17 protein-coding genes and 4 pseudogenes are annotated in these 22,070 nt (G+C 68.8%); 8 read left to right on the top strand and 13 right to left on the bottom strand.

Going from position 1 to position 22,070, the window contains the following annotated elements:
* Nucleotides 1–254: 254 nt before the first annotated feature.
* Both ABD858_RS29555 and ABD858_RS29550 read right to left on the bottom strand, forming a co-directional pair.
* Nucleotides 255–1,301 (bottom strand): annotated as a pseudogene (locus tag ABD858_RS29555) (IS110 family RNA-guided transposase); the annotation flags it as partial.
* Nucleotides 1,301–2,770, bottom strand: coding sequence for a transposase (locus tag ABD858_RS29550; RefSeq protein WP_345043199.1), 1,470 nt, complete (start codon nt 2,768–2,770; stop codon nt 1,301–1,303). The gene ABD858_RS29550 and the pseudogene ABD858_RS29555, both read right to left, overlap by 1 nt.
* 226 nt (nt 2,771–2,996) lie before the next feature.
* Here ABD858_RS29550 and ABD858_RS29545 point away from each other — a divergent pair, with 226 nt between their 5' ends.
* The 3 genes and pseudogenes from ABD858_RS29545 (at nt 2,997) to ABD858_RS29535 (ending at nt 5,842) form a co-directional block, all read left to right on the top strand.
* Nucleotides 2,997–3,797, top strand: a complete 801-nt coding sequence (locus ABD858_RS29545) for a class I SAM-dependent methyltransferase (RefSeq protein WP_345043197.1) — start codon at nt 2,997–2,999, stop codon at nt 3,795–3,797.
* Nucleotides 3,798–4,066: 269 nt separating this feature from the next.
* Nucleotides 4,067–4,411 (top strand): annotated as a pseudogene (locus ABD858_RS29540) (serine hydrolase domain-containing protein); the annotation flags it as partial.
* A gap of 210 nt (nt 4,412–4,621) precedes the next feature.
* Nucleotides 4,622–5,842: an IS256 family transposase gene (locus ABD858_RS29535; protein ID WP_345044994.1), complete on the top strand. Its 1,221-nt coding sequence runs from the start codon at nt 4,622–4,624 to the stop codon at nt 5,840–5,842.
* Between the two features lie 248 nt (nt 5,843–6,090).
* Here the strand turns inward: ABD858_RS29535 and ABD858_RS29530 are convergent, their stop codons facing one another.
* Genes ABD858_RS29530 through ABD858_RS29520 form a run of 3 tightly spaced genes read right to left on the bottom strand, consistent with a single transcriptional unit; the run spans nt 6,091 to nt 7,905 of the window.
* Nucleotides 6,091–6,531 (bottom strand): hypothetical protein, encoded by a 441-nt coding sequence (locus ABD858_RS29530; protein WP_345043195.1) that lies wholly within the window; start codon nt 6,529–6,531, stop codon nt 6,091–6,093.
* Nucleotides 6,521–7,633 (bottom strand): hypothetical protein, encoded by a 1,113-nt coding sequence (locus ABD858_RS29525; RefSeq protein ID WP_345043192.1) that lies wholly within the window; start codon nt 7,631–7,633, stop codon nt 6,521–6,523. The genes ABD858_RS29530 and ABD858_RS29525 overlap by 11 nt, the downstream gene beginning before the upstream one ends.
* Entirely contained in the window at nt 7,630–7,905 is a 276-nt protein-coding gene (locus ABD858_RS29520) for a hypothetical protein (RefSeq protein ID WP_345043190.1), read from the bottom strand. The genes ABD858_RS29525 and ABD858_RS29520 overlap by 4 nt, the downstream gene beginning before the upstream one ends.
* Nucleotides 7,906–7,995: 90 nt before the next feature.
* On the opposite strand from ABD858_RS29520, the pseudogene ABD858_RS36940 reads away from it, so the two are divergent.
* A pseudogene (locus tag ABD858_RS36940) lies at nt 7,996–8,948 on the top strand (IS630 family transposase); the annotation flags it as partial.
* 95 nt (nt 8,949–9,043) lie between these two features.
* Here ABD858_RS36940 and ABD858_RS29505 read toward each other — a convergent pair.
* Nucleotides 9,044–9,556 carry a hypothetical protein gene (locus ABD858_RS29505; RefSeq protein WP_345043185.1) on the bottom strand — a complete coding sequence of 171 codons (513 nt, stop codon included), beginning with the start codon at nt 9,554–9,556 and terminating at the stop codon, nt 9,044–9,046.
* A gap of 364 nt (nt 9,557–9,920) precedes the next feature.
* Between ABD858_RS29505 and ABD858_RS29500 the strand changes: the two are divergent.
* The 3 genes and pseudogenes from ABD858_RS29500 to ABD858_RS29490 form a co-directional block, all read left to right on the top strand.
* A pseudogene (locus ABD858_RS29500) lies at nt 9,921–10,438 on the top strand (TipAS antibiotic-recognition domain-containing protein); the annotation flags it as partial.
* A gap of 417 nt (nt 10,439–10,855) precedes the next feature.
* On the top strand, nt 10,856–11,440 hold the full coding sequence (locus tag ABD858_RS29495) for a helix-turn-helix domain-containing protein (protein WP_345043183.1): 585 nt from the start codon (nt 10,856–10,858) through the stop codon (nt 11,438–11,440).
* 6 nt (nt 11,441–11,446) lie between these two features.
* Entirely contained in the window at nt 11,447–11,593 is a 147-nt protein-coding gene (locus ABD858_RS29490; RefSeq protein WP_345043181.1) for a hypothetical protein, read from the top strand.
* Nucleotides 11,594–11,623: 30 nt separating this feature from the next.
* Here ABD858_RS29490 and ABD858_RS29485 read toward each other — a convergent pair whose 3' ends face one another.
* On the bottom strand, nt 11,624–12,934 hold the full coding sequence (locus ABD858_RS29485; protein WP_345043178.1) for a hypothetical protein: 1,311 nt from the start codon (nt 12,932–12,934) through the stop codon (nt 11,624–11,626).
* Between the two features lie 497 nt (nt 12,935–13,431).
* Here ABD858_RS29485 and ABD858_RS29480 point away from each other — a divergent pair, with 497 nt between their 5' ends.
* Nucleotides 13,432–14,529 (top strand): integrase core domain-containing protein, encoded by a 1,098-nt coding sequence (locus ABD858_RS29480; protein WP_345043176.1) that lies wholly within the window; start codon nt 13,432–13,434, stop codon nt 14,527–14,529.
* A gap of 355 nt (nt 14,530–14,884) precedes the next feature.
* Here ABD858_RS29480 and ABD858_RS29475 read toward each other — a convergent pair whose 3' ends face one another.
* Genes ABD858_RS29475 through ABD858_RS29450 form a run of 6 tightly spaced genes read right to left on the bottom strand, consistent with a single transcriptional unit; the run spans nt 14,885 to nt 22,067 of the window.
* Nucleotides 14,885–16,366 (bottom strand): ABC transporter ATP-binding protein, encoded by a 1,482-nt coding sequence (locus ABD858_RS29475; RefSeq protein WP_345043173.1) that lies wholly within the window; start codon nt 16,364–16,366, stop codon nt 14,885–14,887.
* The gene (locus ABD858_RS29470; protein WP_345043171.1) at nt 16,363–17,133 is read right to left on the bottom strand and encodes an energy-coupling factor transporter transmembrane component T family protein; all 771 of its coding nucleotides are present in this window, start codon (nt 17,131–17,133) and stop codon (nt 16,363–16,365) included. Before ABD858_RS29470 ends, ABD858_RS29475 begins: the two co-directional genes overlap by 4 nt.
* On the bottom strand, nt 17,130–17,747 hold the full coding sequence (locus tag ABD858_RS29465) for an MptD family putative ECF transporter S component (RefSeq protein ID WP_345043169.1): 618 nt from the start codon (nt 17,745–17,747) through the stop codon (nt 17,130–17,132). The genes ABD858_RS29470 and ABD858_RS29465 overlap by 4 nt, the downstream gene beginning before the upstream one ends.
* A gap of 43 nt (nt 17,748–17,790) precedes the next feature.
* Complete coding sequence (locus tag ABD858_RS29460) at nt 17,791–18,588, bottom strand: thioesterase II family protein (protein ID WP_345043166.1); 798 nt, start codon at nt 18,586–18,588, stop codon at nt 17,791–17,793.
* Between the two features lie 6 nt (nt 18,589–18,594).
* Complete coding sequence (locus tag ABD858_RS29455) at nt 18,595–20,310, bottom strand: ABC transporter ATP-binding protein (RefSeq protein WP_345043164.1); 1,716 nt, start codon at nt 20,308–20,310, stop codon at nt 18,595–18,597.
* On the bottom strand, nt 20,307–22,067 hold the full coding sequence (locus ABD858_RS29450) for an ABC transporter ATP-binding protein (RefSeq protein ID WP_425586357.1): 1,761 nt from the start codon (nt 22,065–22,067) through the stop codon (nt 20,307–20,309). Before ABD858_RS29450 ends, ABD858_RS29455 begins: the two co-directional genes overlap by 4 nt.
* Nucleotides 22,068–22,070: the final 3 nt, after the last annotated feature.

Below are 22,070 nucleotides of genomic sequence, written 5' to 3'. Positions count from 1 at the left end.
ATGTCATTGCACGGCGAAGCATCAGCAGTGCTGCCACAGGCCCACCCCTGGTAACGAGGGATGAGGCTCTCTCCCGTCCGCCCAGCCCCCGAGCTGCGTCGCCGTGCAAGGCAGCTCGGGGCTCAATCAGCCGCAGAAGACGGGGCCCGTGCTCAGCTTGACTCTGACGCGTAAATAACTGCAGGTGGGTGCTCTCTCGGGCAGGGGTATGGGCCCGGTCGGAGTTGTCTTCGCCGGGCTTCGGACACGCTCGTTCATTCAGCGACGTCCATCGGGTCGAGGGTGACGCGGTAGCCGAGTTCGTTCAGCCGGGACACGGCCCGGCGTGCGGCCCGCTCGGGATCCCGTTGGGTGAAGTAGCTGCCGCCGAGCTCGTGGTAGGGCACGTTGTCGTTGAGCATGTGCCAGATCGCGGTGATGATCGAGTGCTCGACGGCGACCAGTGCTTTGATCGGGCCCCGGCGGGCAGTCAACCGCTTGTAGCGTGCCTGCAGGAAGGAGTTCTTGGTCCGTGCAGCTCCGAACGCGGCCATCCCCAGTGCTCCCTTGAGGTAGGGGTTGCCGGGCCGGACCCGGGTACTGCGGACCCGGCCTGCCGATTCGTGGTGCCCCGGACACAGCCCGGCCCAGGAGGCCAAGTGCTTGGCCGAGGGGAACCGGGCCATGTCACCCCCGGTCTCGGCCACGATCACCTCCGCCACCGCCCGGTTCACCCCGGGAATCGTGTCCAGCAGGTCCAGCACCGGGCGAAAAGGCGTCATCGCCCCCTCGATGCGGGCCGTCAGCTGGTTGACGGCACCGGACAGCTGGTCGTACTGGTCGAGATAGAGGCGGGTCAGGAAGGCGTGGTGTTCGCGGAAGCGGCCGGTCAGCGCCTGACTCAGCTCGGGAATCTTGCTCCGCATGCGGCGCTTGGCGAGGTCGGCCAGAACCTGCGGATCGCGCTGCCCGTCGATCAGGGCCTGGAGCATGGCGCGACCGGAGACCCCCATCAGGTCGGAGACGACGGCGGAGAGCTTGATGCCGGCGTCTTCCAACAGCTTCTCCAGGCGCTGCACGACCTGGGCACGTTCGCGGGTGAGCTGGGTGCGGGCCCGGGTGAGATCCCTCAACTCGCGTACCGGCTGTGGAGGCACGAAGGAGGCCCGCACCAGGCCGCGGGAGCCGAGTTGGGCCAGCCAGGCCGCGTCGGAGACGTCGGTCTTGCGGCCAGGCAGGTTTTTCACCTGACGAGCGTTGACCAGGATGACGTTCAGCTCCTCGACCAGCAGGTAGTAGAAGGGCTTCCAGTAGTCGCCGGTTAGCGGGCCTTCCACTCGGGCGTCTGCTGCTCGCTGCGGACACGGGCTTGCAGGTCACGGAGTTCTCGCGGAGGAAAACCCACGTTCCGGGCGTTCTCGCGGGAGCTGGTGCATCGAGGGCGGTCCGGACACGGCTGACACTGGCTCTTGGTGAACCGCGCCACGATCAGGGGTGCCGCGGTGGGCGAGGAGGTCGCGTAGGGGCCGTGCCAGCCCCTGCTGACCTGGCCCCTGGGACAGGTGACTTGCTGCCGATCGAAGTCGATGTGGAAGTCGTCCCGGTCGAAGCCTTCGTTCCTGCGGTGCTGGCGGGTGGGGTTGCCCGGTAGAGGCCCGCTGACGGTGACCTGGTGTTCGCGCTCGGCTCGTTCCAGGTGGACCAGCGAGGTGTAGCCGCCGTCGACCAGGTGCTCGGCAGGCAGCAGCCCGCGACGTGCCAGGCGGGTATGGATACCGGGCAGGGCCTGGCCATCGTTCGTGGCGGCCGAGGTTGTAGCCACGTCCGTGATCACGTTGACGCTGTCGGAGGCACACGTCTCGGTGACATGCGCGGCGTACCCCTTCCAGCTGATGATGTGCCCATGGCGGACGTAGCGCGCCGTGGTGTCGTAGGGGGAGACGACTGCCGAGGAGGAGGGCGGCAGGCCGCCGTCGTCAGCGGTGCGCCACCGTAGGCGGTCTGCGGCGTCGCGGTAGTAGTTCTGCACCATGATCTGCTGCAGGGCCTGGAGGCGAGGGCCGAACGCGCGGCCTGCCCCGTGCCGGTAGAGGTGCTCCAGGAGCCGGACGGCGTCGTTGCCGGTGGCGAGGATCCTGGTCTTGGGCCTCGTGGGGTTCTTGCCCAGACGGACCGGGCGGCCGTAGCGGCGTCCCCACTCCTCGTCGACCAGGCCGTCCAGCAGGTGCGGGGCGGTGCCGGCGACCTCCTCCAGCGCGGCGCGTACCGCCTCGGTGACCAGCTCCAGTCGGGTCAGGTCGCGCACTGCGGCCAGCACGTGGGTGGAGTCGGTGCGCTGCGTGGTGCGCTCGCGCACCAGCCCGGCGTCCTTGAGTCGGGCCACCGCGAGGTCGAGAAGACGGTCAGTGCGGTCGCCCTCGGTGAGACGGTCGCGGAAGTCGGCCAGCACACTGTGGTGGAAGCCCGGATCGTCCAGCTCCATGGCCAGCGCGTATTTGAAGTCGATGCGGCAGCGCACCGCCTCGGCGGCCTGACGGTCCGACAGGCTGAGCAGGAACTGCAGCACACAGACGGTAGCCAGCTGGGCGGGCGAGAGGCCGGGCCTGCCGTCGCGTGGGTACCAGTCGGCGAAGTCCTCGTCGCACCACAGCCCGTCCAGCCGGTCTCTCACCCACATCGCCGTCGTACCGCCCGGATTGCTCGCCCGTGCGATCTGCGCGGTCAAAGACGGGACTCGCTCACCGGAGCGGGGCGGAGAGACAACGGGCACCTCGACAGCTGCATCGGTCATCGGAACGACCCGAGCATGCCTTCTGATCAGGCTGCTACACAGGGAAACTCCAAGATCCCCGACAGAGTCAACTGCTGGGCCAGCCGGACCGCAACCCGGACGGCTCCATCGCCCACGAAGGCACCCAATCCTGGCCACTGCGCGAGTGGTGGCAGCACCTCAACCAGGCCCAACCTCGTTCCTGACAACGACACGCCTCCACCAGCACGCGCGAAAGACTGGAAGGGTGACCGCCTACACGCCCGCCGAACTCTTCGCCTCCACCGCGCCCTACTACGCCAAACACCGGCCCGGCTACGACCCGACCCTGTACACCCTGCTCGCCGAACGGTTCCATCTCGACGGCACCCAGCGCGTCCTGGACCTGGGCACCGGCACCGGCATCCTCGCCCTGCCACTTGCCGCGCTGGTCGGCCGTGTGATCGCCGTCGACCCCGAGCCCGGCATGCTCGAAGAGGGCCGCAAACTCGCCGCCGAACGTGGCATCACCAACATCGACTGGCTCCGCGGCGACTCCACTACCCTTCCGGGCATGGACATCGGCCCCGTGCTGCTGACCGTCATGGGCGCCGCCTACCACTGGATGGACCGCGACCAGGTCCTACGCGACCTCGACCGCATCATCGAGCCCGGCGGCGCGGTCGTCCTCGCCTCCGGCGGAGCCCCCGGCGCCCTGGAGCCCGCCCCTTGGCTCGACGTAATCAGCGAAGTCCGCACCCGCTACCTGGGCCCCGAACGCCGCGCCGGCTCCGGCACCTACACCCACCCCAAGGAACGCCACCAGCAAGTCCTGGAACGCTCCCCCTTCTCCCACCTCGAAACCGCCCGCTGGGACCGGCCCCTGACCCGCACCGTCGACGACGTGATCGGCTACGTCTTCAGCCTTTCCTACTCCAGCCCCGCCCAGCTCGGTGACCACAAAGACGCCTTCGAACGCGACCTGCGCGAAGCCCTGCTCGCCTTCAACCCCGAAGGCCGCTTCGAGGAGATCATCCGCACCGAAGCCATCATCGCCACCCGCCCCTGACGACCGGTGGGACCTCGTGCCGGCTCAGGCGGCCCTCGACAAGAGCAACGAAACGATCTCCGACCTCGTTACTGACTTCGGCTTGTCAGGGTGACGTTGGGACATCGAGGGCCAGACCGGTTCCGGTGATGAAGCCGTCGAGGGTGCCGGGCCGGTACTGGCGGCGTTTGAGTCGGCAGGCCGCATGACCGAACCTGTCACCCAAGCCTGCATCAGACCCGACCGAGCCGCACTCATCCTCGGCTACCGCGCCGAGCATCTCTCCGGTCGGCGCCTGCACCGTCCTTGATGACCTCGCCATCTTCCTGCGCTACATGCTGGACAGTTCTACCGCACCAGGGCGGGTCGGCTTCGGCCCGGCCTGGACCGCCGAGTCGCTCACGATCAAAACCGGCGCCTTGCAGCCCGCGCGCGGCCTGTTCTGGCACCCCGCTCCCGGCAGCGACCCCGCCGACGACATCTGTGTCCACTACAGCTTCACCGGCACCGGAATGTGGGTCTCACCACGACAGCGACGGTGGGCGGTGCTGCTGACCAACAAGCTCTATTACACCCGCGACCGGCAGCCACTGACTGCCATCCGCAACACCTTCCGCGAACTCGCCAACAATTGAGGCACGGGCCGGGGTGTGTAAGGAATCAGGTGTGAACTTCCTCGAAGGAGTCACCTGATGAGTACGACGACTGATCACCTGATCGAGACCGCGAACGGCGTGTCGCTTGCCGGGGCCGGTGAGAGCGCCCAGGGTGCCGACGTGAGAACGACGACGGGTGCCGGGTCCTCGGTGAACGGGCTGAGTCTGGCGCTGCTGGACGAGCTGACGATGCTCGCGAGGGAGAAAGTCCGCGGTGGCGAAGGGCTGCAGCTGATGGGCGAGGGCGGGCTGTTGCCCGAACTGGCTCAGCATCTGATGCAGGCTGCCCTGGAGGCCGAAATGGACCTGCACCTGGACGCCGAGGCAGGCCGGGCCGGCGGGCGCGGATCGCGCTCGGGCGGGAACATGCGCAACGGCTATCGGACCAAGAAGGTGATAACGGAGGTCGGCGCCATCACGGTGCAGGTCCCGCGCGACCGGCTGGGCACCTTCCAGCCCCGGGTGCTGCCCAGGTACGCCCGCCGCACCGGGGCGCTGGACGACCTGGTGATCTCGCTGACCGCGAAGGGCCTGACCTCCGGTGAGATCGTCTCCCACCTCGCCCAGACGTACGGCATGTCGACGACGAAGGAGACCATCTCCACGATCACCGACAAGGCCCTGGAGTCGATGGCGGAATGGCGCACCCGCCCGCTGGATCCGGTCTATCCGGTGGTCTTCATCGACGCCGTTCACGTCAAGATCCGGGATGGGCATGTGGCGAACCGGCCGGTCTACGTGGCCATCGCGGTTACCTGCGACGGCTACCGCGAGATTCTCGGCCTGTGGGCCGGCGGCGGCGGGGAGGGCGCGAAGTACTGGCAGACCGTGCTGACCGAGATCAAGAACAGGGGCGTCCGCGATGTGCTGATGCTGGTCTGCGACGGTCTGACCGCCCTGCCCGACGCGGTCAACACCGTCTGGCCCCAGACCGTGGTGCAGACCTGCGTGGTTCACCTCATCCGTGCATCCCTGCGCTACGCGTCCCGCCGGGACTGGCCCGACCTGGCCCGCGACCTCAAGCCCGTCTACACGGCCGTGAACGAGGACGAAGCACGTGCCCGGCTGGCCGAGTTCGACGAGAAGTGGGGCAAGCGCTATCCGTCGATCGCCGGGACCTGGGAGCGGGCCTGGAGCGAGTTCGTGCCCTTCCTCGGCCTGCCTGACGCCATCCGACAAGTGGTCTACACCACCAATGCGATCGAGTCCCTCAACGCCCGCTACCGGCGCGCGGCCCAAGCCTGCGGGCACTTCCCCAACGAGCAGGCCGCCCTCAAGCGCCTCTACCTCGCCACCCTCACCCTGGACCCCACCGGCCACGGCCGCCAGCGCTGGAGCAACCGCTGGAAATCCGCCCTCAACGAGTTCGACGTCCTCTTCGACGGCCGGCTTACGGCCGGACGAGTGTGAGCCGATCAGCCCACCGAAAAACCTGTAGGCCGAACAGACGAATTACACCTGAATCCTGATAGACCCACGGGCCGCGCGGTGAGACTGCAGTAGCGAATAAGGGTGCAGGCGGCGGCGGTGAAGGCCAGGAAGTGTTCGGCCTTGCGTTCGTAGGCGGTGGTGCAGGCAGCGGCAGCCGCCCGGCCAGGGCACGGCCCGTTCGATCCTCCAGCGGTGCCAGTTCAACACGGAGGGCCTTGGGCTCGGTCCTACGCCGGAGCGGTGGGATGGTCTACATGGAAAGTAAGGCGGGAGATCCGACCGGACTGGATGACGGGGCCGTACTGTGCTCCTCCGCTGATGGTGTTGTGCACGGCGCTCTGTTGCGTATCCGCGTTCGCGACCCCCTGCAAGGATGTGAGCAAGTCGCGCAGGTCGTCGCCAGTCACCGAGCCTTCCTGCAACAGATGTCGCAGGAAGGCGTGCCACTGATCCCTGATCTCGCGGGTCGTTTGCGCGTTGCCTGCGGTCTCGGCGGCGAGCAGCCGGGTTCGGGCGGTGTCCAAGTCGGCGATCGCGGTGCCGTCTGAACCGATGCGCGAGAAGAACCGTCGGACGAGTTCACGGGCGTGCGTCCAGGAGTCGGTGACCAGGAGCGAGACCAAGGTGGTGGCTCCTGATGCGGCGAGAGTGGCCAGTTCACTGTCCATCGGTTTTCCTCTCAAATGGTGAGGCTGCGGGTGTCTCATCGGTCGTACCGTGTGTGGAAGTGGGTGGCTCGCCGACGTCCGGCGTGAAACTTGCCGGCGGGTCGAACCTGCGCAGTAGGTCCTCAGCAGTCTCGTGCTGGTCCTGTGTCCTGATGACGTCGGCGATTTGCTTGACCAGTATCGGCCGCCGGACGTCTCCGTCCGTGAAACCCATGCTGTCGAGAAAGGCCTCGAAGAGGTCCGCGGGCATCGGCTCTGGCTCGAGGGGAGGAGCCGGCTCCTGCAGCGTGTCCGGAGCGGGCCGTTCGTCGTGCGGCCGGGGCATGAGGTCACGCAGCCGTTCGGGTACGTCGGTGTCGTTGGCGGCAGACGTGAGCTGGGCGAGCAGACCGAGGTCCGCCACGGTCTTCTCCACATGGTCGTCGTTCTTGGAGAGCCACCAGACGACCGCGCTGCCAGTGTCCTTCAGTACGTCTTCGCTCAGGTACTGGCGCTTGCTCTGCTCGTACTTTCGCTGGTGTTCCCACACCGCCTTGTCCTTGCGTACTTCGGCGAGTCGGTTCAGCCGCTCCTGGTCGTGTTCGCGCAGGACGAGCGTGATGTCCTCCGCCATGGCTTGAAGGTGCCCGGTCGGGTCCGGGCGCATTCTGCTGAGCGCACCGCTCAGTTCGTGCTGGACCAGGGAGGGTCGGCCTGGCTCCCGCTGCTCGGTGATCAGGCGGGCTCGGTCCAGGACAGCTTCGACCGCGAGGCCTGCTGGATTGAGGACGGGGTCGTTGCCGGATACTTCGAGGGGGTACCACCTCACGGTTGCCGAGAACAAGAAGTCGTAGTCGGCCCAGTTGCTGGGTAGCGCCACGTGCCTGACGTGCAGTTCCCTGCGCTCGATGGGGGGATCGGTGCGCTGTTCCTCGACGTCGACCTTCAATGGCCCACGCCGTACCGCGGCGATTTTGAAGGCCACCGCGGGAACCCCGACGAGGAATACGGCCAGTGCGGGCCAGGCGAACCGAGGCCACTCCTGCATCAGTCCGAGGATGGTCAGCAGCAGGCCGCACAGGGTGGTGAGGAAGATGGTCGTCGTCTTGCTGCCGGTCGTCACGGTGTGGTCCCCCTGGGTGATGCCGCCCGCGGCGGCGTGGCTTGCGGGCCGAGGCCCTGTGCTGCGGAGATCTTCTGGAGCAGCCGGTCGGTGGTCGCGGTCGCTCGCTCGGCCCCCGCAGGGGACGTGCGCTCGGCGGCTCGGGCGGTTGCGTACAGGGCGGCGAAGGTGGAGCCGCGCTCGCCTTCACACTGGTCGGCCGCGCCGACGATGAGGTCCAGCAGCAGGTCACCGCGGCGTCCGCCGCCAGTCGCCACGTGAAGATCAGACACCTGAAGGTCCGCCGACGAGACCGACTCGGCGGAACCCTCCACGAGTACCAAAATGCCGCATGACCAGGCCGGATGATTTATCGGCACCCGCAGAGCCCGAAGTCGGCCTACCAGTGGCACCAATTGTGGCGGGAGGGTGGGGCCGGGGCACTGGCCTCCCGCGGCCCGAGCGGATCTCGATGCCGTCTGTCCCCGCGCTGCCTGGAGAAACTGGCCGTGTACCTGGAACAGGGCCCAGCAGAACACGGTTGGGTGGAGGACCAGGTGTGGACCGCGGCGCGGGTGGCCACGCTGATCGGCCGGAAGTTCCACGTCTCCTACAGCGTCTCGGGCGCCACGAGGCTGATGCACCGGCTCGGCTTCAGCCCGCAGGTCCCCGCGCGGAAGGTCGCTGAGCGCGACGAGCAGGCCGTCACTGCGTGGAAGGAGGCGACCTGGGCGGAGGTAAAAGAGCGCGGGCGGCCTGCGGGGGCTACATCTGCTTCGAGGACGAGGCAGGCTTCACCCGCCGGCCGCCCAAAGGACGCACCTGGGGCCGACGGGGCCGCACCCCTGTCGTGACGGTCAGCGGCCGGCGCTCGGGACGTCTGTCGGTGGCCGGGCTGATCGCCATGCGGCCCGGCTCCCGTACCCGGCTGTGCCACCGTCTGCGATCCCATCCCGCGGGCAGAGGCAAGCGCCGCAGCATGGGCGAGCGCGACTTCATCGCGCTGATCGACGGCGTCCACCAGCTGGTCAAGGCGCCGATCGTGCTGGTCTGGGACCGTCTGAACACCCACGTCTCCCACGCCATGCGCGACTTGATCGCCGAACGTGCCTGGCTGACGGTGTTCCTGCTGCCCGCCTACTCGCCGGACCTCAACCCCGTGGAGTGGGTCTGGGCACACGTCAAGCGCAGCCTGGCCAACCTCGCCGTGGTCGCCCTCGACCGGCTCGAGGCCCTCGTCCGCAACCGGCTCAAACGCCTGCAGTACCGGCCCGAGACCCTCGACGGCTTCATAGCCGGCACCGGCCTGACCCTCGACACCCCAACGTCACCCTGACAAGCCGAAGTCAGTAACGTGCCGGTGGCCCAGGTGAGTTCACGTCACCTGGGCCACAGCGCACCTCACAGCGCCGAACCAACCGGCGCACCTACTCACGTGTGGTCAACGAACCACTGCGTGCAGTAACTCGTGGACGAGTTGTGCGCCCGCATACAGGCCCGCACCGCGTACGACTTGCCACCCCGCTGCAAGCGGACAGTCGGCGTTTCCAGGTAGTTCCACGACGCATTCCACCACGTCGCCTCGAACGGGCCACACTGCTTCCACCCGCCGTTCTGCTGCACCGTCGAAGTCGACGGATGCCCCGGCTTGCTGCCCATCGTGAACAGGTTCAGGCTCCGGTCGATCCACACCTTGTCGTACCGCTGCACATCCCCGCTGATCGACCCCTTCGCGTACGCATCAGTGATTTTCGCCGTGTACACCGTCGCCGTCAGCCGCCCCTCCGTCCGGTGCGTCGAATCCCCCACAAAGTCATTGTCGCTGAGGCCATCACAGTCACTGGCTGTCATGGCACCGGCAGAACTGGCCTGCGCAGAACCAGCCAGCCCCATCGAGGTCAGCGCCAGCACCGCAGCCCCCACCATCACCTGAGATGCACGCACGATCAGCTTCTCCCCTCGTCCCAAGCCAGACCAGGGCAGCACCCCATGCGCCCCCGATCGGAACGCCCACAGCGTAGACAGCCTTTTCCGTCCTGAACAGCGGAACCGCGTGCTCCTCAAATGCCCTCGGCCGGCGCCACGCACATCACGGTGCGGGGCGATGCCTGGGCCCGCGTCGAGCGCGCCGTGTACGAGGCCGTCTCGGGAACCTGACGCCCTGAGCCTCGGGCGTCCCCGGAAGCGCTCGCGCCCGCGGTGACTGCCAGGGCCGGTGGCGGGCGCTTTTGCCCTGCCTGTTCCTGGGCCGCACCCCGGGCTCGTGTTCGTCACCCACCGCCGTCCCGGAACCGGCCAAGTCCTCAGGCACCGCGGCCGGCTGCTCGCCGAGCGGGACCGCTTCGATGCCCTGGTGCGGATCGTCTCCCGCACGATCGCCGAACTGGAGCAGTCCAGGAAGGACGGTAAGCCGATGACCAGCATCAATCGGCCGGAAAACCTGTTTGAGGGTGTCCGGCCCGCCGTGTCAAAGGAGAGTCTGCGCGATTTCCCCGAGCTGGCCGAGGAGAACCGGCGGCGCGTCTCGGCGATGAGCGAGGCCGAAATCGATGCGGGGCACCGCCGCGGACCGCGCAGATGATTCGTCTGGCCGAGCTCATGGCCGCCGATCTGCCCGCCGACGCGGACCCTGTGCAGGCCGAGGTCGACGCCCAGTACCGGGCACTGACCGAAGTGCGTGCCGTCTCCGCCGAGGAGTTCCGGGCGATCGGACGCTCTTGCGTGGACAACGAGGCGTGGCACGCGGCCTACGAGAGGGTCGCGCCGGGCCTGGCCGCCTATCAGCGCGACGCCGTCGAGGCGTACGCCACGGCCCGGCTGAGCTGAGCCGAATTCCACGGGCAGCGGTCCGCAGTGGCGGCGGCGCATACCGGTTGCATCGACAGGCGCACCTCGCCCGGCAACGGGGGTCCGGGCGAGGTGCTGTCCTTGCTCATGGAGATGGGCATCGGTCGCTGAGGGGCGGGGCGGCCGCCTCAGCCAGTCCGTTCAAGTCCGAACCGAGTGGGGAACATGAGCGACCCCGGGGATTTTCGGAGATCCTCATCAAGCAGCACGGCCTGGTGGATTGCCTCGGTGATGGTCATGCCGACCGAGTACGACAGCCAGCGACCGCGTGCAGCAAGCCAGTTCACGAACTCGTGGGTGCCCGTACTGCTTCAAAACCCCTTCATCCCTGCTGGCCTGGTCCGATGCGCCTGACCGGACGACCGTCCGGCATCATCGGAACTTGTGCTCGTATGGATGATCTACCTACTCGCCACCCGGATCTTCACCTGGCTTGCCCTGCTGTGCCGATCCTCCGCCGCCAAGAACGCCGAGATACTGATCCTTCGGCACGAGGTCGCAGTGCTGCGCCGGCAGGTCGACGCCCCGAAGCCGACCTGGCCGGACCGCGCCCTGTTCGCAGCCCTGGCCCGGCTGCTGCCGCGGATCCTGCGCGACCACCGGATCGTCTCCCCGCGCACCCTGCTCGCCTGGCACCAGCACCTGGTCAAGCAGAAGTGGACCCAGCCCCGATCGCCGGGACGGCCACCGATATCCGACGAGGTGCGCGACCTGATCATCCGGCTCGGAGGCGAGAACCCCCGTTGGGGCGCCCGCCGCGTCCACGGCGAAATGCGCCGCCTCGGCCACAAGGTCAGCGCAGCCACCATCCGCCGCGTCCTGCGGCAGGCCGGCCTCGGACCCGCACCGCGACACCAGTCGACCCGAGGCGAGTGGGCCGCGTTCCTGAAAGCCCAGGCCAGCGGCCTGCTCGCAACGGTGCGCCTGCCGAGAATGTCATCCATGCAGCTCAGGGGCTCGTTGGGTATTGCGGCAGGATGAGCACTCGTGTTGCTTCGTCTCGCCTACCTGACCATCACCAACGCGTTCGCCGCGCTGCGGCTGCTACCGATGAGCGGTTGTGACAAGGACGCGGAGATTCTCGCCCTGCGCCACCAGATCATGGCGTTCGAGGCTTCGGGCAACCTCTCATGACTCACCAAGTGAATGCGAGCGCGCCTGCGCCTACGCGAGCAGCGCAGGGAACACGACCACCGAGCCGTCCTTGTCGCGGGCAATCTCAATCGCCACATCTGTCGTGCGGCTGTTGACCGTGACGCCGTCGCCCAGCCTGTGAATCCGGTGTGCCGCGCTCATGAGGCGATCGACTTCACCGGTCGTGAAGACGGGTCGCAAGCCGTTCGGACGTGCCAGCTCCAGTGCCGACAGGCGTACCAGCACACCGGCAATGCTCGACTCCAGTTCGTCGAGGCGCTGCTGATCGCGCTTGAGAGCGCGGGTGAAGTTCTCGAACGGATTGCCGGGCTCGCTCTGGGCGTGCTCGACTGCCTGGAGGACGACCACCCGCCGCATCAGCGCGATGGCCAGGGAAGCGAGTTCGAGGTGGGTGCGGAATGTGCCGCCCTGGTCGTCGACGCCGGGGAACGACTTGGTCAAGGTGCCGAGTTCGACGGCCTCGCCCTCGGGCAGTCCGTCGAGTGCGCTCTGCCAGCGGGCAAGGCGGCGGTCGGCTTTGCTCAGCGCCGTGTCGATGGCATGCACCGCCGAGTCGAGTCCCAGCGAGACACCGAGCTTGCCGTGGTCGAGCAGAATGGCGGTGGCTTTGTCGATGGCGTTACGGCAGGCGTCGAGTTCGCTGAGCTCGTCGTCGAGTTTATCCTCCTGAAGTTGCTCCAGCAGTTCCGTGATGTGTTCGATGGCCTGCCGGCGCTTGTGGTCGGCGTGCGCGCTCACCCCCACCGCCACGGCCATGAGCACGAGTGGGGCGGCCACGGTGAGCGCTGTGCCGCCGGCGGCCGCGGCACCGGCGGTCGCACCGGCTCCGCCGACCGTGCCCGCCGCTGCCGCTCCTCCGACCGGCACGAACCGCGCTTTGGCGGCGATCCTGCCCGTCGAGTTCACGAGCTCACCGTAGATGCCGCTGGCCGCCCCCTTCGGCACCATCGGGCGAACGATGCCCTGCCCGAACTGGGCGGCGACCTTCGCCGGGACCACCATGCGATACAGACTCTCGCCGGAAGCGGTCGCTCTGGCCACCGTGAGGGAACTTCGCGCCGATTGCGTGATGAACTGTGACAGGTGCTGTGCCAGGGGACTCGCGGCGTCAAGCGGGATGCCACGGCCGCGGTCGATCTTGTCGGGCAGCGGATGTACCTCAAGTGTGACGATCGGCTCGTCGGCCAGGACGGCCAGCACCCCGCGCAGTTCAGCCAGACGCTCAGCCGTCATCGACTCGCCCGCGGTCAACCCTGGCACTCGGACATCAGCAGTCGCCAGCGTCCACACGGGTACAGTCGCCTTGCGGTCGTCAGTCATCGTCCCCCCTTGTTCTCCGCCAGGAGCCTACTTCTGACGTCAAACACGAACGGCGCACGGTCGTCATCCGCGGATCACAGCGCCCTGGCGTCGCCCGCCGCACATCTGGCTGGCGGACGCGATCAAGGTGATCGCGCCCAACCATCCGTGGCTCCGCCGACTCCTGCTGGTCAGCCGACCGTCGTACAGGTCGGGGTGACGGGGCCAGCTCGTCGTGCGCGGACGTGACCTCCGTGATCAGCAGCTCGCCGAGGAGGTGACTCGTCCTGCCGTCGGCCGACCGGACTTCCGGCCGACGGAGACACGGATGTGCGCGAAGTTCTCGTCGAGCAGCATCCGGCGCCTCCTGAGATCTCCGGCTACGTCAACCTTGCCCTTGCCGATAACCTCATCCTCCCTGGTGAGAGGCACTGTGCGAGGGTGCTCAGGTGTCGACCTTGGTCGGTCGATCCGGCGCGCTGGCGGGACTGGCGATCAGCCCGGCATGATGATCGGCCGTGCTGCTACGACTGGCGTACCTGGGTGTGACCAACGCGTTCGCGATGCTGCGACTGCTGCCGATGAGCGACCGCGAGAAGGACGTGGAGATCCTGGCCCTGCGCCATCAGATCGCGGTGCTGGAACGGCAGCTGAGCGGACAGCGGGTACGGTTCGAAGCAAGCGACCGGGCATTCCTGGCGGCACTGCTCCAAGGTCTGCCGACGCAGATGCTCCGTCGGATGCGGTTGCTGGTGCGGCCGGACACCGTGCTGCGCTGGCACCGCGACCTGGTCGCCCGCCGTCACGCTGCCCGGTCCCGGCCGAAGCGCGGAGGCCGACCGCGCACCGTGCGCTCCATCCGCGCCCTTGTCCTGCGCCTGGCCGCAGAGAATCCGGGGTGGGGGTACCGGCGCCTGCACGGTGAGCTGCTCGTCCTCGGGGTGAAGGTGGCCGCGTCCACGGTCTGGGAGATCCTGAAGGAGGCCGGGATCCCACCGGCACCCGAACGGAACTCCAGCACCTGGGCGGACTTCCTGCGCTCCCAAGCGGACGCACTTCTCGGCTGTGACTTCTTCGAAACGGTCACCCTGTCCGGAGCACGGCTGTACGTGTTCGCGGTCATCGAGCACGCGAACCGCCGGATCCGGATCCTCGGCGCCACCGCGCATCCGACCGGGTCCTGGGTCGCGCAGGCGGCGAAGAACCTCGTCATGGACCTCGAGGACGCCGGCTTCCGAGCGCGCTACATGATCCGGGACCGGGACGGGAAGTTCCCCGAACTGTTCGACGCGATCCTCGCCGATGCAGGCATCGAGGTTGTGCTCAGCGGCGTCCGGATGCCGAGAATGAACTCGATTATGGAGAGGTGGGTGCAGACCTGCCGGCGCGAGCTGCTGGACCAGACCCTGATCTGGAATGAGCGGCATCTGCTCCACATCCTGCAGGAGTTCGAACAGTTCTACAACTCGCACCGGCCACACCAGGGCATCGCGAACGCCCGCCCGCTACACCCACTCCCCCAACCGATCACCGATCCACAGCAGATAACCCGCCTCGACATACGACGCCGCGACCGGCTCGGCGGCCTCCTTCACGAGTACCAACATGCCGCCTGACCAGGGCGGATGATGTTTTCGGCAAGTACACCTTCGGCCATGGCTCCTGGTGGAAGGCCGCCAAGCCGTGCCCGATCAGCACCGAGGGCACCAGCAGCAGCCCCTCCCCCGCGAGACTCACGTCATCGTGCGTGGCGCGCAGCGGCAACGTCAGGCGTTGTCCCTGCCAGAGCAGCCCTCCTCGCAGGCCCTCGATCGCCTCTTTCCAGCCGCGCTCGCCGATCACACCTACCCGGTGCACGATGTCGCGTTCGCAGACCTCGCAGCTGCGGCCAGTCCGGGGCGAGCAACTCGTTCCAAGTGCGGTCCAGTGCGTCGGCGACTTTCAGTGACCGACGTGGTCAGGAGCCGGCGCTCATCGGATCGGGCGCAGCCGCAGCTCGCGGTCCGCGGCCAGGGTGAGCAGGTCGGCGTCGTGGCTGATGAGCAGGACCACCGCACCGGCCGCGGCGACGTCGCGCATCGCCTGGGTCATCGACTGCAGGTGGCGGCGGTCGACGCCGGAGCTGGGCTCGTCGAAGATGACGATCCGACGGCCGCTCAGGCGGGCCGTGGCGACGACCAGCCGCTGCTGCTGGCCGCCGGAGAGCGACAGCGGGTGCCGTTCGCCGAGTCCGTTCAGACCGAGATCGGCGAGCACGGTGGCGGCGTGGTCCGCGTGGTCCGGATTCGCGCCGAGGCGCAGTTCCGCGTCGACGCTGTCGGTGAACAGTTGCCGCTGCACGTCCTGCATGACGATCGCGGTCTCGCGCTGCCGCTGCGACCGGGACAGCGGGCGGCCCTCCAGGAGCACATGGCCGGAGTGGCGCTGCAGGCCGGCCAGGATCCGGGCCAGGGTGCTCTTGCCCACGCCGTTGGGGCCGGTGAGGGCGGTGATGGCGCCGGCGGGCAGATGGGCTTCCACGATGTCGAGGGTGAGGCGGCCGCGGAAGGCGCACCGGAGGCCGCGCAGCACGACTCCGGCGCTCGCCGCGGCCGGGCCGGCCGCGCTCACGCCGGCCGTCCTCCCCCTGGCCCCGCCCACCAGCGCCGTGGCCCGCGGCCAGGTCTCGGCCGGCACGATGCTCGGCCCGTGGGCGAACGCCGGTGCCACTGCGGGCCGTTCGGGTTCGTCAAGGCCGCGCAGCCCCTCCGCGCGCAGCACCTCCTCGGTCAGCCCGCCGAACTCGGCCCTGGTCCACTCCTTGTCGACCCGGCCGTTCTGGATCACCACGATCCGGTCGGCGAGTTCACGCAGGTAGTGCAGCCGGTGCTCCGCGATGACGATCGTCGCGCCCAGGCCCTGGAGGTGACGCAGGACCCCGGTGAGTTCCAGGATCGCCTGCGGCGACAGGTTCGAGGTCGGCTCGTCGAACAGCACCAGCGGCGGCCCGTGCGTGACGGCTGCGGCGCAGGCCACCCGCTGCTGCTGGCCGCCCGACAGCTCGCGCAGCTGGCCGGTGAGCTCGCGCAGCCCGAACTCATCGACGACCTCGGTGACGCGGTCGCGGATGCGCTGTGGCGGCGTGCCGACGTTCTCCAGGCCGAAGGCCAGCTCGCTCTCGACGGCATCGGTGAAGAACTGGCGGCGCGGATGCTGCAGCACCGTCCCGGTCACCCGTCCGACCTGGGCGAGATCGGTGATCGGTTCCCCGGCCACGCGGACCTCCCCCTCGAGGGTCCCCTCGTGGAAGTGCGGGATCAGACCGTTCATCAACCGCAGCGCCGAGCTCTTGCCCGATCCGCTCGGCCCGCACAGCACTACGGTTTCGCCCTGCCGGACGTGCAGGTTCAGTCCATCGAGGACGGTGGTGCCACCGCCCTGGTACGCCCACGTGATGTCCTTGAGCAGGATCACCCCCAGCCCCCCGTCAGCACCGTCGCGCCAGCGAGCAGCATCGCCCCGAGCAGGGCCACCACGTCCGGGAGGCCGAACTTCGGCGGGTGTATCGACGTCGGCCTCGGCTGCGAACCCAGCCCGCGCAGCAGCGCGGACGCCGAAAGGTCCTCCGCCGACCGCAGGCTCGATGCCATCAGCGGCACGATGAAGTACTCGATGCTGCGGACGGGCCGTCGCAGCATCGCCGGCAGACCGCCCAGCCCGCGCAGCCGCATGGCGTCGCGCACGGCCTTCGCCTCGGCCAGGATGGTGGGCACGAACCGCAGCATCACCGCACCGGACACGGTGAACGCCGAGGGCACCCGCGCCGACCGCAGCGCGGCGGTGAACCGGGTCGGGGTGACGGTCTGCGCCAGGTGAGCGGCGATACCGCCCACCGCGACCAGCCGGAGGGTGAACTCGGCCGTGACCCCGACGATGCCGAGCACCGGCCACGGGGCGAGCCGCGGCAGCAGGTAGGCGACCACGGCGGCCGCGACGGCCGCCGCCGGCAGTCCGATCGCGCGCCGCCAGGCCCGCTCGTAGAGCGCCAGCAGCACGCCGGCGGCCAAGGCCGCCGGGACGTACCGTATTCCGCCAGGCCCCATGATGGCGATGCTCGCGGCCAGCAGGATCACCACCCCGGTCCGGGGGTCGAGCGCGCCGCGTACGGCGCTTCCGCCCGGTGCCGCCGGGGTGGGTCGCCGCAGTCCGGCCGGGTTCAACTGCCACTGGGTGCCGCTCACACCAGTCCAGCCTTCCGGAAGTGCTTGTTCATCAGGCGAAGCCCCAGCGCGCCGCCGATCAGGCCGAACAGCAGCGTGGACACGTCGAAGGCGGCCAGCACGGTCGGCGACAGCAGGGTGTCGAGCTGCCGGACGTAGTCGTCGCCCATCCCCTTCATGTACGGGCTGGTCAGGAAGTCCTGACGGGCGTAGTACATCGGGAAGAACAGCCCCGCGAACCAGGTACTGAACACGGCGTAGGCGATCACGCTCAGCTTCCGCGAGCGGTACCGGCCCGCGTACAGCACGGCCTCGGCGACCGCCGCCGCCACCAACCCGATGACGAGGGTGACCGGCGGGCTCCCGATGAGCAGCATGAAGCCGTTCACGATGACGGCGAACACGGTGACCATGCCGGGATGCTTCACCCGGGTGAGGAAGAGCATGAACGGCACGCCCGCCGCGATGATGCTGGCCCAGCTCGACACCAGCGTCATCGCCGGGCCGATGAATTCGAGCGCGTTGAAGATTCCGATCGTCACGATGTATATCGCGCCGAAGATTCCGATGTTGATCAGGTCTCGCGGACTCATCTTGAAATCAATGCGGTGGTTGTTCAGGGTTTCCGTGGTCACGGATATCACTGTCCTCGTCTCAGCTGCGAAATCGGGCGGATCGTCACGGGGAGGAGAGCCACGGGACCGGCGCTTCCTCGGACGCCCGGCGGGCGTGCGCCGTGAGGAATTCGACGACCGGATCGCGGTGTTCGTCCAGGTAGAAATGACCGCCCTCGAAGGTGCGCACGTCACACGAGTCGTCGGTGGCCTCGCGCCACCCCTCGGCTTCCCACGGAAGGATCTCCGGATCCCGGTCGCCGTACAGCACGGTGACCGGGGTCCGCAGCCGTGGACCGGGCAGGGACCGGTACGTCTCGTCCAGCCGGTAGTCGTTCCTGATGACGGGCAGGAACGCCTGGACGAGCGAGGCGTCGTCGAGGATGTCCACGTGCGTCGCCTCGGTGCGACGCAGTTCCTCGACCAGTTCCCCGTCACTGCCGAGGTGGACCTTGCCCGCCCGGGTGAGCTCCGGGGCGGGGTGCCTCGACACGATGAGTGCGGCCGGCCGTTGGCCCGTCGCCTCCAGCCAGCGGGCGGCCTCGTAGGCGGTGACGGCCCCCATGCTGTGACCGAACAGGACGGTCGGCAGCGACCGCCACTCGGCCGACAGGTCGGCCGACGCCGCGGCGGCCAGCTCCTGGAGGTCCGACGGCATGGATTCGGAGTAGCGGTCCTCCCAGCCCGGGTACTGGACGGCGAGGAACTCGACGTCCCAGGGCGCCGACGCCCACGACCGGTAGTAGCTCGCGCTACCGCCGCCGTGCGGGAACAGCAGCACCCTGGCACGGGCGTACGGTCGTGGCGCGAGGCGGCGGAACGCTCCGACGCGACGATCCTGCGAGACGGGATCGACGGACACTTCGACTCACTCCCCCGCTACCGGCGCCATGGCGATGTTCCAGAACTCGGCGTAGCAGCCGCCGCGGCGCAGTAGCTCGTCGTGTCCGCCCTCCTCCACGGCCCGTCCCCCGTCCACGAAGACGACCCGGTCGGCGCGCTGGACGGTCCGCATCCGGTGCGCGACCATCAGCACGGTCCGGCCCGCCATCAGCCGCTCGATGCCCTCCTGGATCGCGGCCTCGTTCACCGGGTCCAGCGCGGAGGTGACCTCGTCCAACAGCACGATGGGCGCGTTCTTGAGCAGCGCCCGGGCGATCGAGACGCGCTGGCGCTCGCCGCCGGACAACACCGCACCGCCCTCGCCGACGTTGGTCTCCCAGCCGCTGGGCAGCCGCTCGATCACCTCGTCCAGCCGCGCCGTGGTGGCGGCCGCGCGCACCTCGGCGTCGCTGGCGTCGGGACGGCCGAGGCGCACGTTCTCCTCGATCGTGCCGTCGAAGAGGTAGACGTTCTGAAAGACGATGGAGATCTGCGCCATCAACACCTCGGGATCGATCGAGCGCACGTCCACACCGCCCACACGCACCGCGCCGGCGTCCACGTCGTAGAACCGCGCGAGCAGTTGCAGCAGCGTGCTCTTGCCGGCGCCCGACGGGCCTACGATGGCGAGCCGCTGCCCCTCCGGCACGGACAGCGTGACATCGTCGATGACCTTGCGGTCGCCGTGCCGGAAGGCGACGGAGTCGAACTCCACGCCGTGGCTCACCGGCCTGATCGGCTCGGCGGCCTGCGGCAGCGACTCGGTGCGCAGGACCGTGTCGAGCTTCGCCAGCACGGAGCGCGCGCCGCGGAGCTTGCCGGAGATATCCGTCAGCGAGAGCAGCGGGTCCGCGCAGCGGGCGGCCAACACCAGGATCGTGAGGACCTCCGGCACACCGATGTTCCCGCCGAGCGCGAGGTAGGCGCCCAGAGCCAGCAGGCCGGTGAACATCACCTGCACGGTGACGGCCAGGCCCACCGCACCGGGCAGCGCGGCCAGGGTGGAGCGGCGGTTCGCCCGCTGGACGTCCTGGAGCGAGTCGTCGAGCAGCCGGAAGCGCTCGGCGGTGCGGCCGCCGGCCCGCAGCACCGGCTGGGCCTGGAGGTACTCGATGACCCGTCCGGTGGCCTCGTCGTCGAGTTCGGCGCGCTCGGCGTCGCCGGCGACGGTCGCGCGGGCCGTCCAGACCTGGATCGCCGCCACGATCGGGATGGCCACCATCGCGGCCAGGCCCATCTGCCAGTTGAAGACCAGTATCACGAGGAGGATGGTCAGCGGGGTCACGCTGGCCGAGATGAACGGCGCCAGCAGGTGCGCGATCACGCTCATCGCCTGTAGCACGCCGCGGCTCGCCAGGCCCGACACCTCACCGAGGCGGCCCGGGGTGTACCAGCCGATGGGCAGCCGGGCCAGGTGGTCGCCGAGGCGGTGGTACATGCCGCGCAGCAGCGAGGTACCGACGTGGAAGCCGGACAGGTCGCTGATGTAGCGCAGCGCGGCGTAGACCGCGATGGAGATTCCGAACGCGATCAGCCAGGGCCAGACGTCATCGGGCGTGCTCCCGAACAGGGACCGCAACACGGGGACCAGCAGTGCGTAGGACAGCCCCTCGGCCACCGCGGTGGTCGTCATGAGGGTCACGGTGCGTCGCAACGGCTGCGCGTACTCGCGTCCCAGCACGCTCAGCAGCATTCGGATCATCGGAACTCGTCTCCTTGCAGTACGGCACCGTGGGCTTCGATCTCATCGGCGACGGCCGATCGCTGCGTTTGCCAGAATTTGGCGAACTTCCCGTTCTGGCGCAGAAGTTCGGCGGGACTGCCGCGCTCGACGATCTGTCCGTCCGCCAGCATCACGACGGTGTCGGCATCGGCGATCGTCTCCAGGCGGTGGGCGATGACCAGGGTGGTCCGGTCCTCCCTCAGGGTCGCCAGGGCACGGCGCACCGCCTGTTCGGTGTGCGGGTCGGCGAAGGCGGTCGCCTCGTCCAGCACCAGGACGGGGCTGTCGGCGAGCAGTGCTCGCGCGAGCGAGATGCGCTGGGCCTCGCCGCCCGACAGGCCAGCGTCCTCACCGATCACCGACTCGTAGCCCCGGGGCAGTTCGAGGATCCGCTCGTGGATGTGCGCCAACCGGGCGGCGCGCACCACCTCGTCGAGCTCGGCGTGCGGCACGACGAGGGCGATGTTGTCCGCGATCGAGGCGCGCAGCAGCCGGACGTCCTGGAAGACGAACGAGACCGTCCGGTAGAGCTCCCGACTGCCGAGCTCCCGCAGGTCGACACCACCGACGAGGACAGAGCCGTGGGTCGGGGCGAAGAACCGCGGCAGCAGCTGGACCAATGTGGACTTTCCGTTCCCGGACGGCCCGACGACCGCTGTGACCGTCCCCGGCTCCAGCACCAGGTCGATCCCCCGCAGGACCTCGCGGTCCTCCTCGTAACCGAAGCGGACGTCCCGCAGCTCCACCCGGTGGCCCTGCGGCCTGACCGGCTGCGCGGGCTCCGGCAGTGGCTGGACGTCGAGGACCTCCTTGATCCGGCCCGCCGCGCGCCCCGCGGCCTGCATCTCGTCGAAGCCGTGCCCGAGTGCCGCCACCGGAGCGGTCAGGCCCAGCCCCAGCAGCAGGAAGGGCAGCAGATCGACCGGGTCCAGGTCGCCGCTGGTGATCAGTGACGAGCCGCCGATCAGCACCACCAGCAGGACGAACGGCGGCGACAGCACCAGCTGCATCCCCGCGGCGATCCGCGAGATGCCGTGCACCCACCGGTTGAAGGTGGCGACGAAGTCGTCCGTGGCGGTGATGAACTTGCGGTGGGCGCGCCCGGATCCGCCGAACGCCTTGACCACCGAGATGCCCTGGACGAACTCCACGACGGAGCTGGAGATCCGCCCCATGGACTCGTCGAACTCCTGCTGCTCGCGCACCCGGGTCGGGGTCATCATCAGCGGGACGAGGGCCATGGCCATGACCACCGGGATCAGCGTGATCAGGGTGAGCAGCCAGTCGATGGTGAACAGGTAGATCAGCGATGCCAGCGGGACCACGAAGGCGGAGACCAGCTCACCGGGGGTGTGGGCGATGAACGGGTGCACCGCGGTGACGTCCTCGCCCACCACCTTCGCAAGCTCGCCGGTCCGGCGCTTCGAGAACCAGCCGATCGGCACCTGTCCCAGCTTCGAGGCCAGCCGCCGACGGAACATCAGCTGCACGTCGCCGTCGAGGACGTGCCCGATCGCGGACGACGCGGCCGTGAACACCAGTCGGACGAGCAGTCCGACGGCGCCCACGGTCACGACGTTCCACACGTGGCCGTGGTCGATCGGGCCGGGCTTCAACAGGGTGCGCCCCAGCTCCACGACCGCCAGCAAGGGCGCGAGACCGGCGAGTGCGCCGATCACCTGAAAGATCACGACGGCCGCGAAGCTCCCCACGTACGGGCGCAGCAGCCGTCCCATGCT

This window comes from Streptomyces sannanensis (assembly GCF_039536205.1).
Classification (GTDB): domain Bacteria; phylum Actinomycetota; class Actinomycetes; order Streptomycetales; family Streptomycetaceae; genus Streptomyces; species Streptomyces sannanensis.
This window is presented reverse-complemented; position numbering and strand designations above follow the sequence as displayed.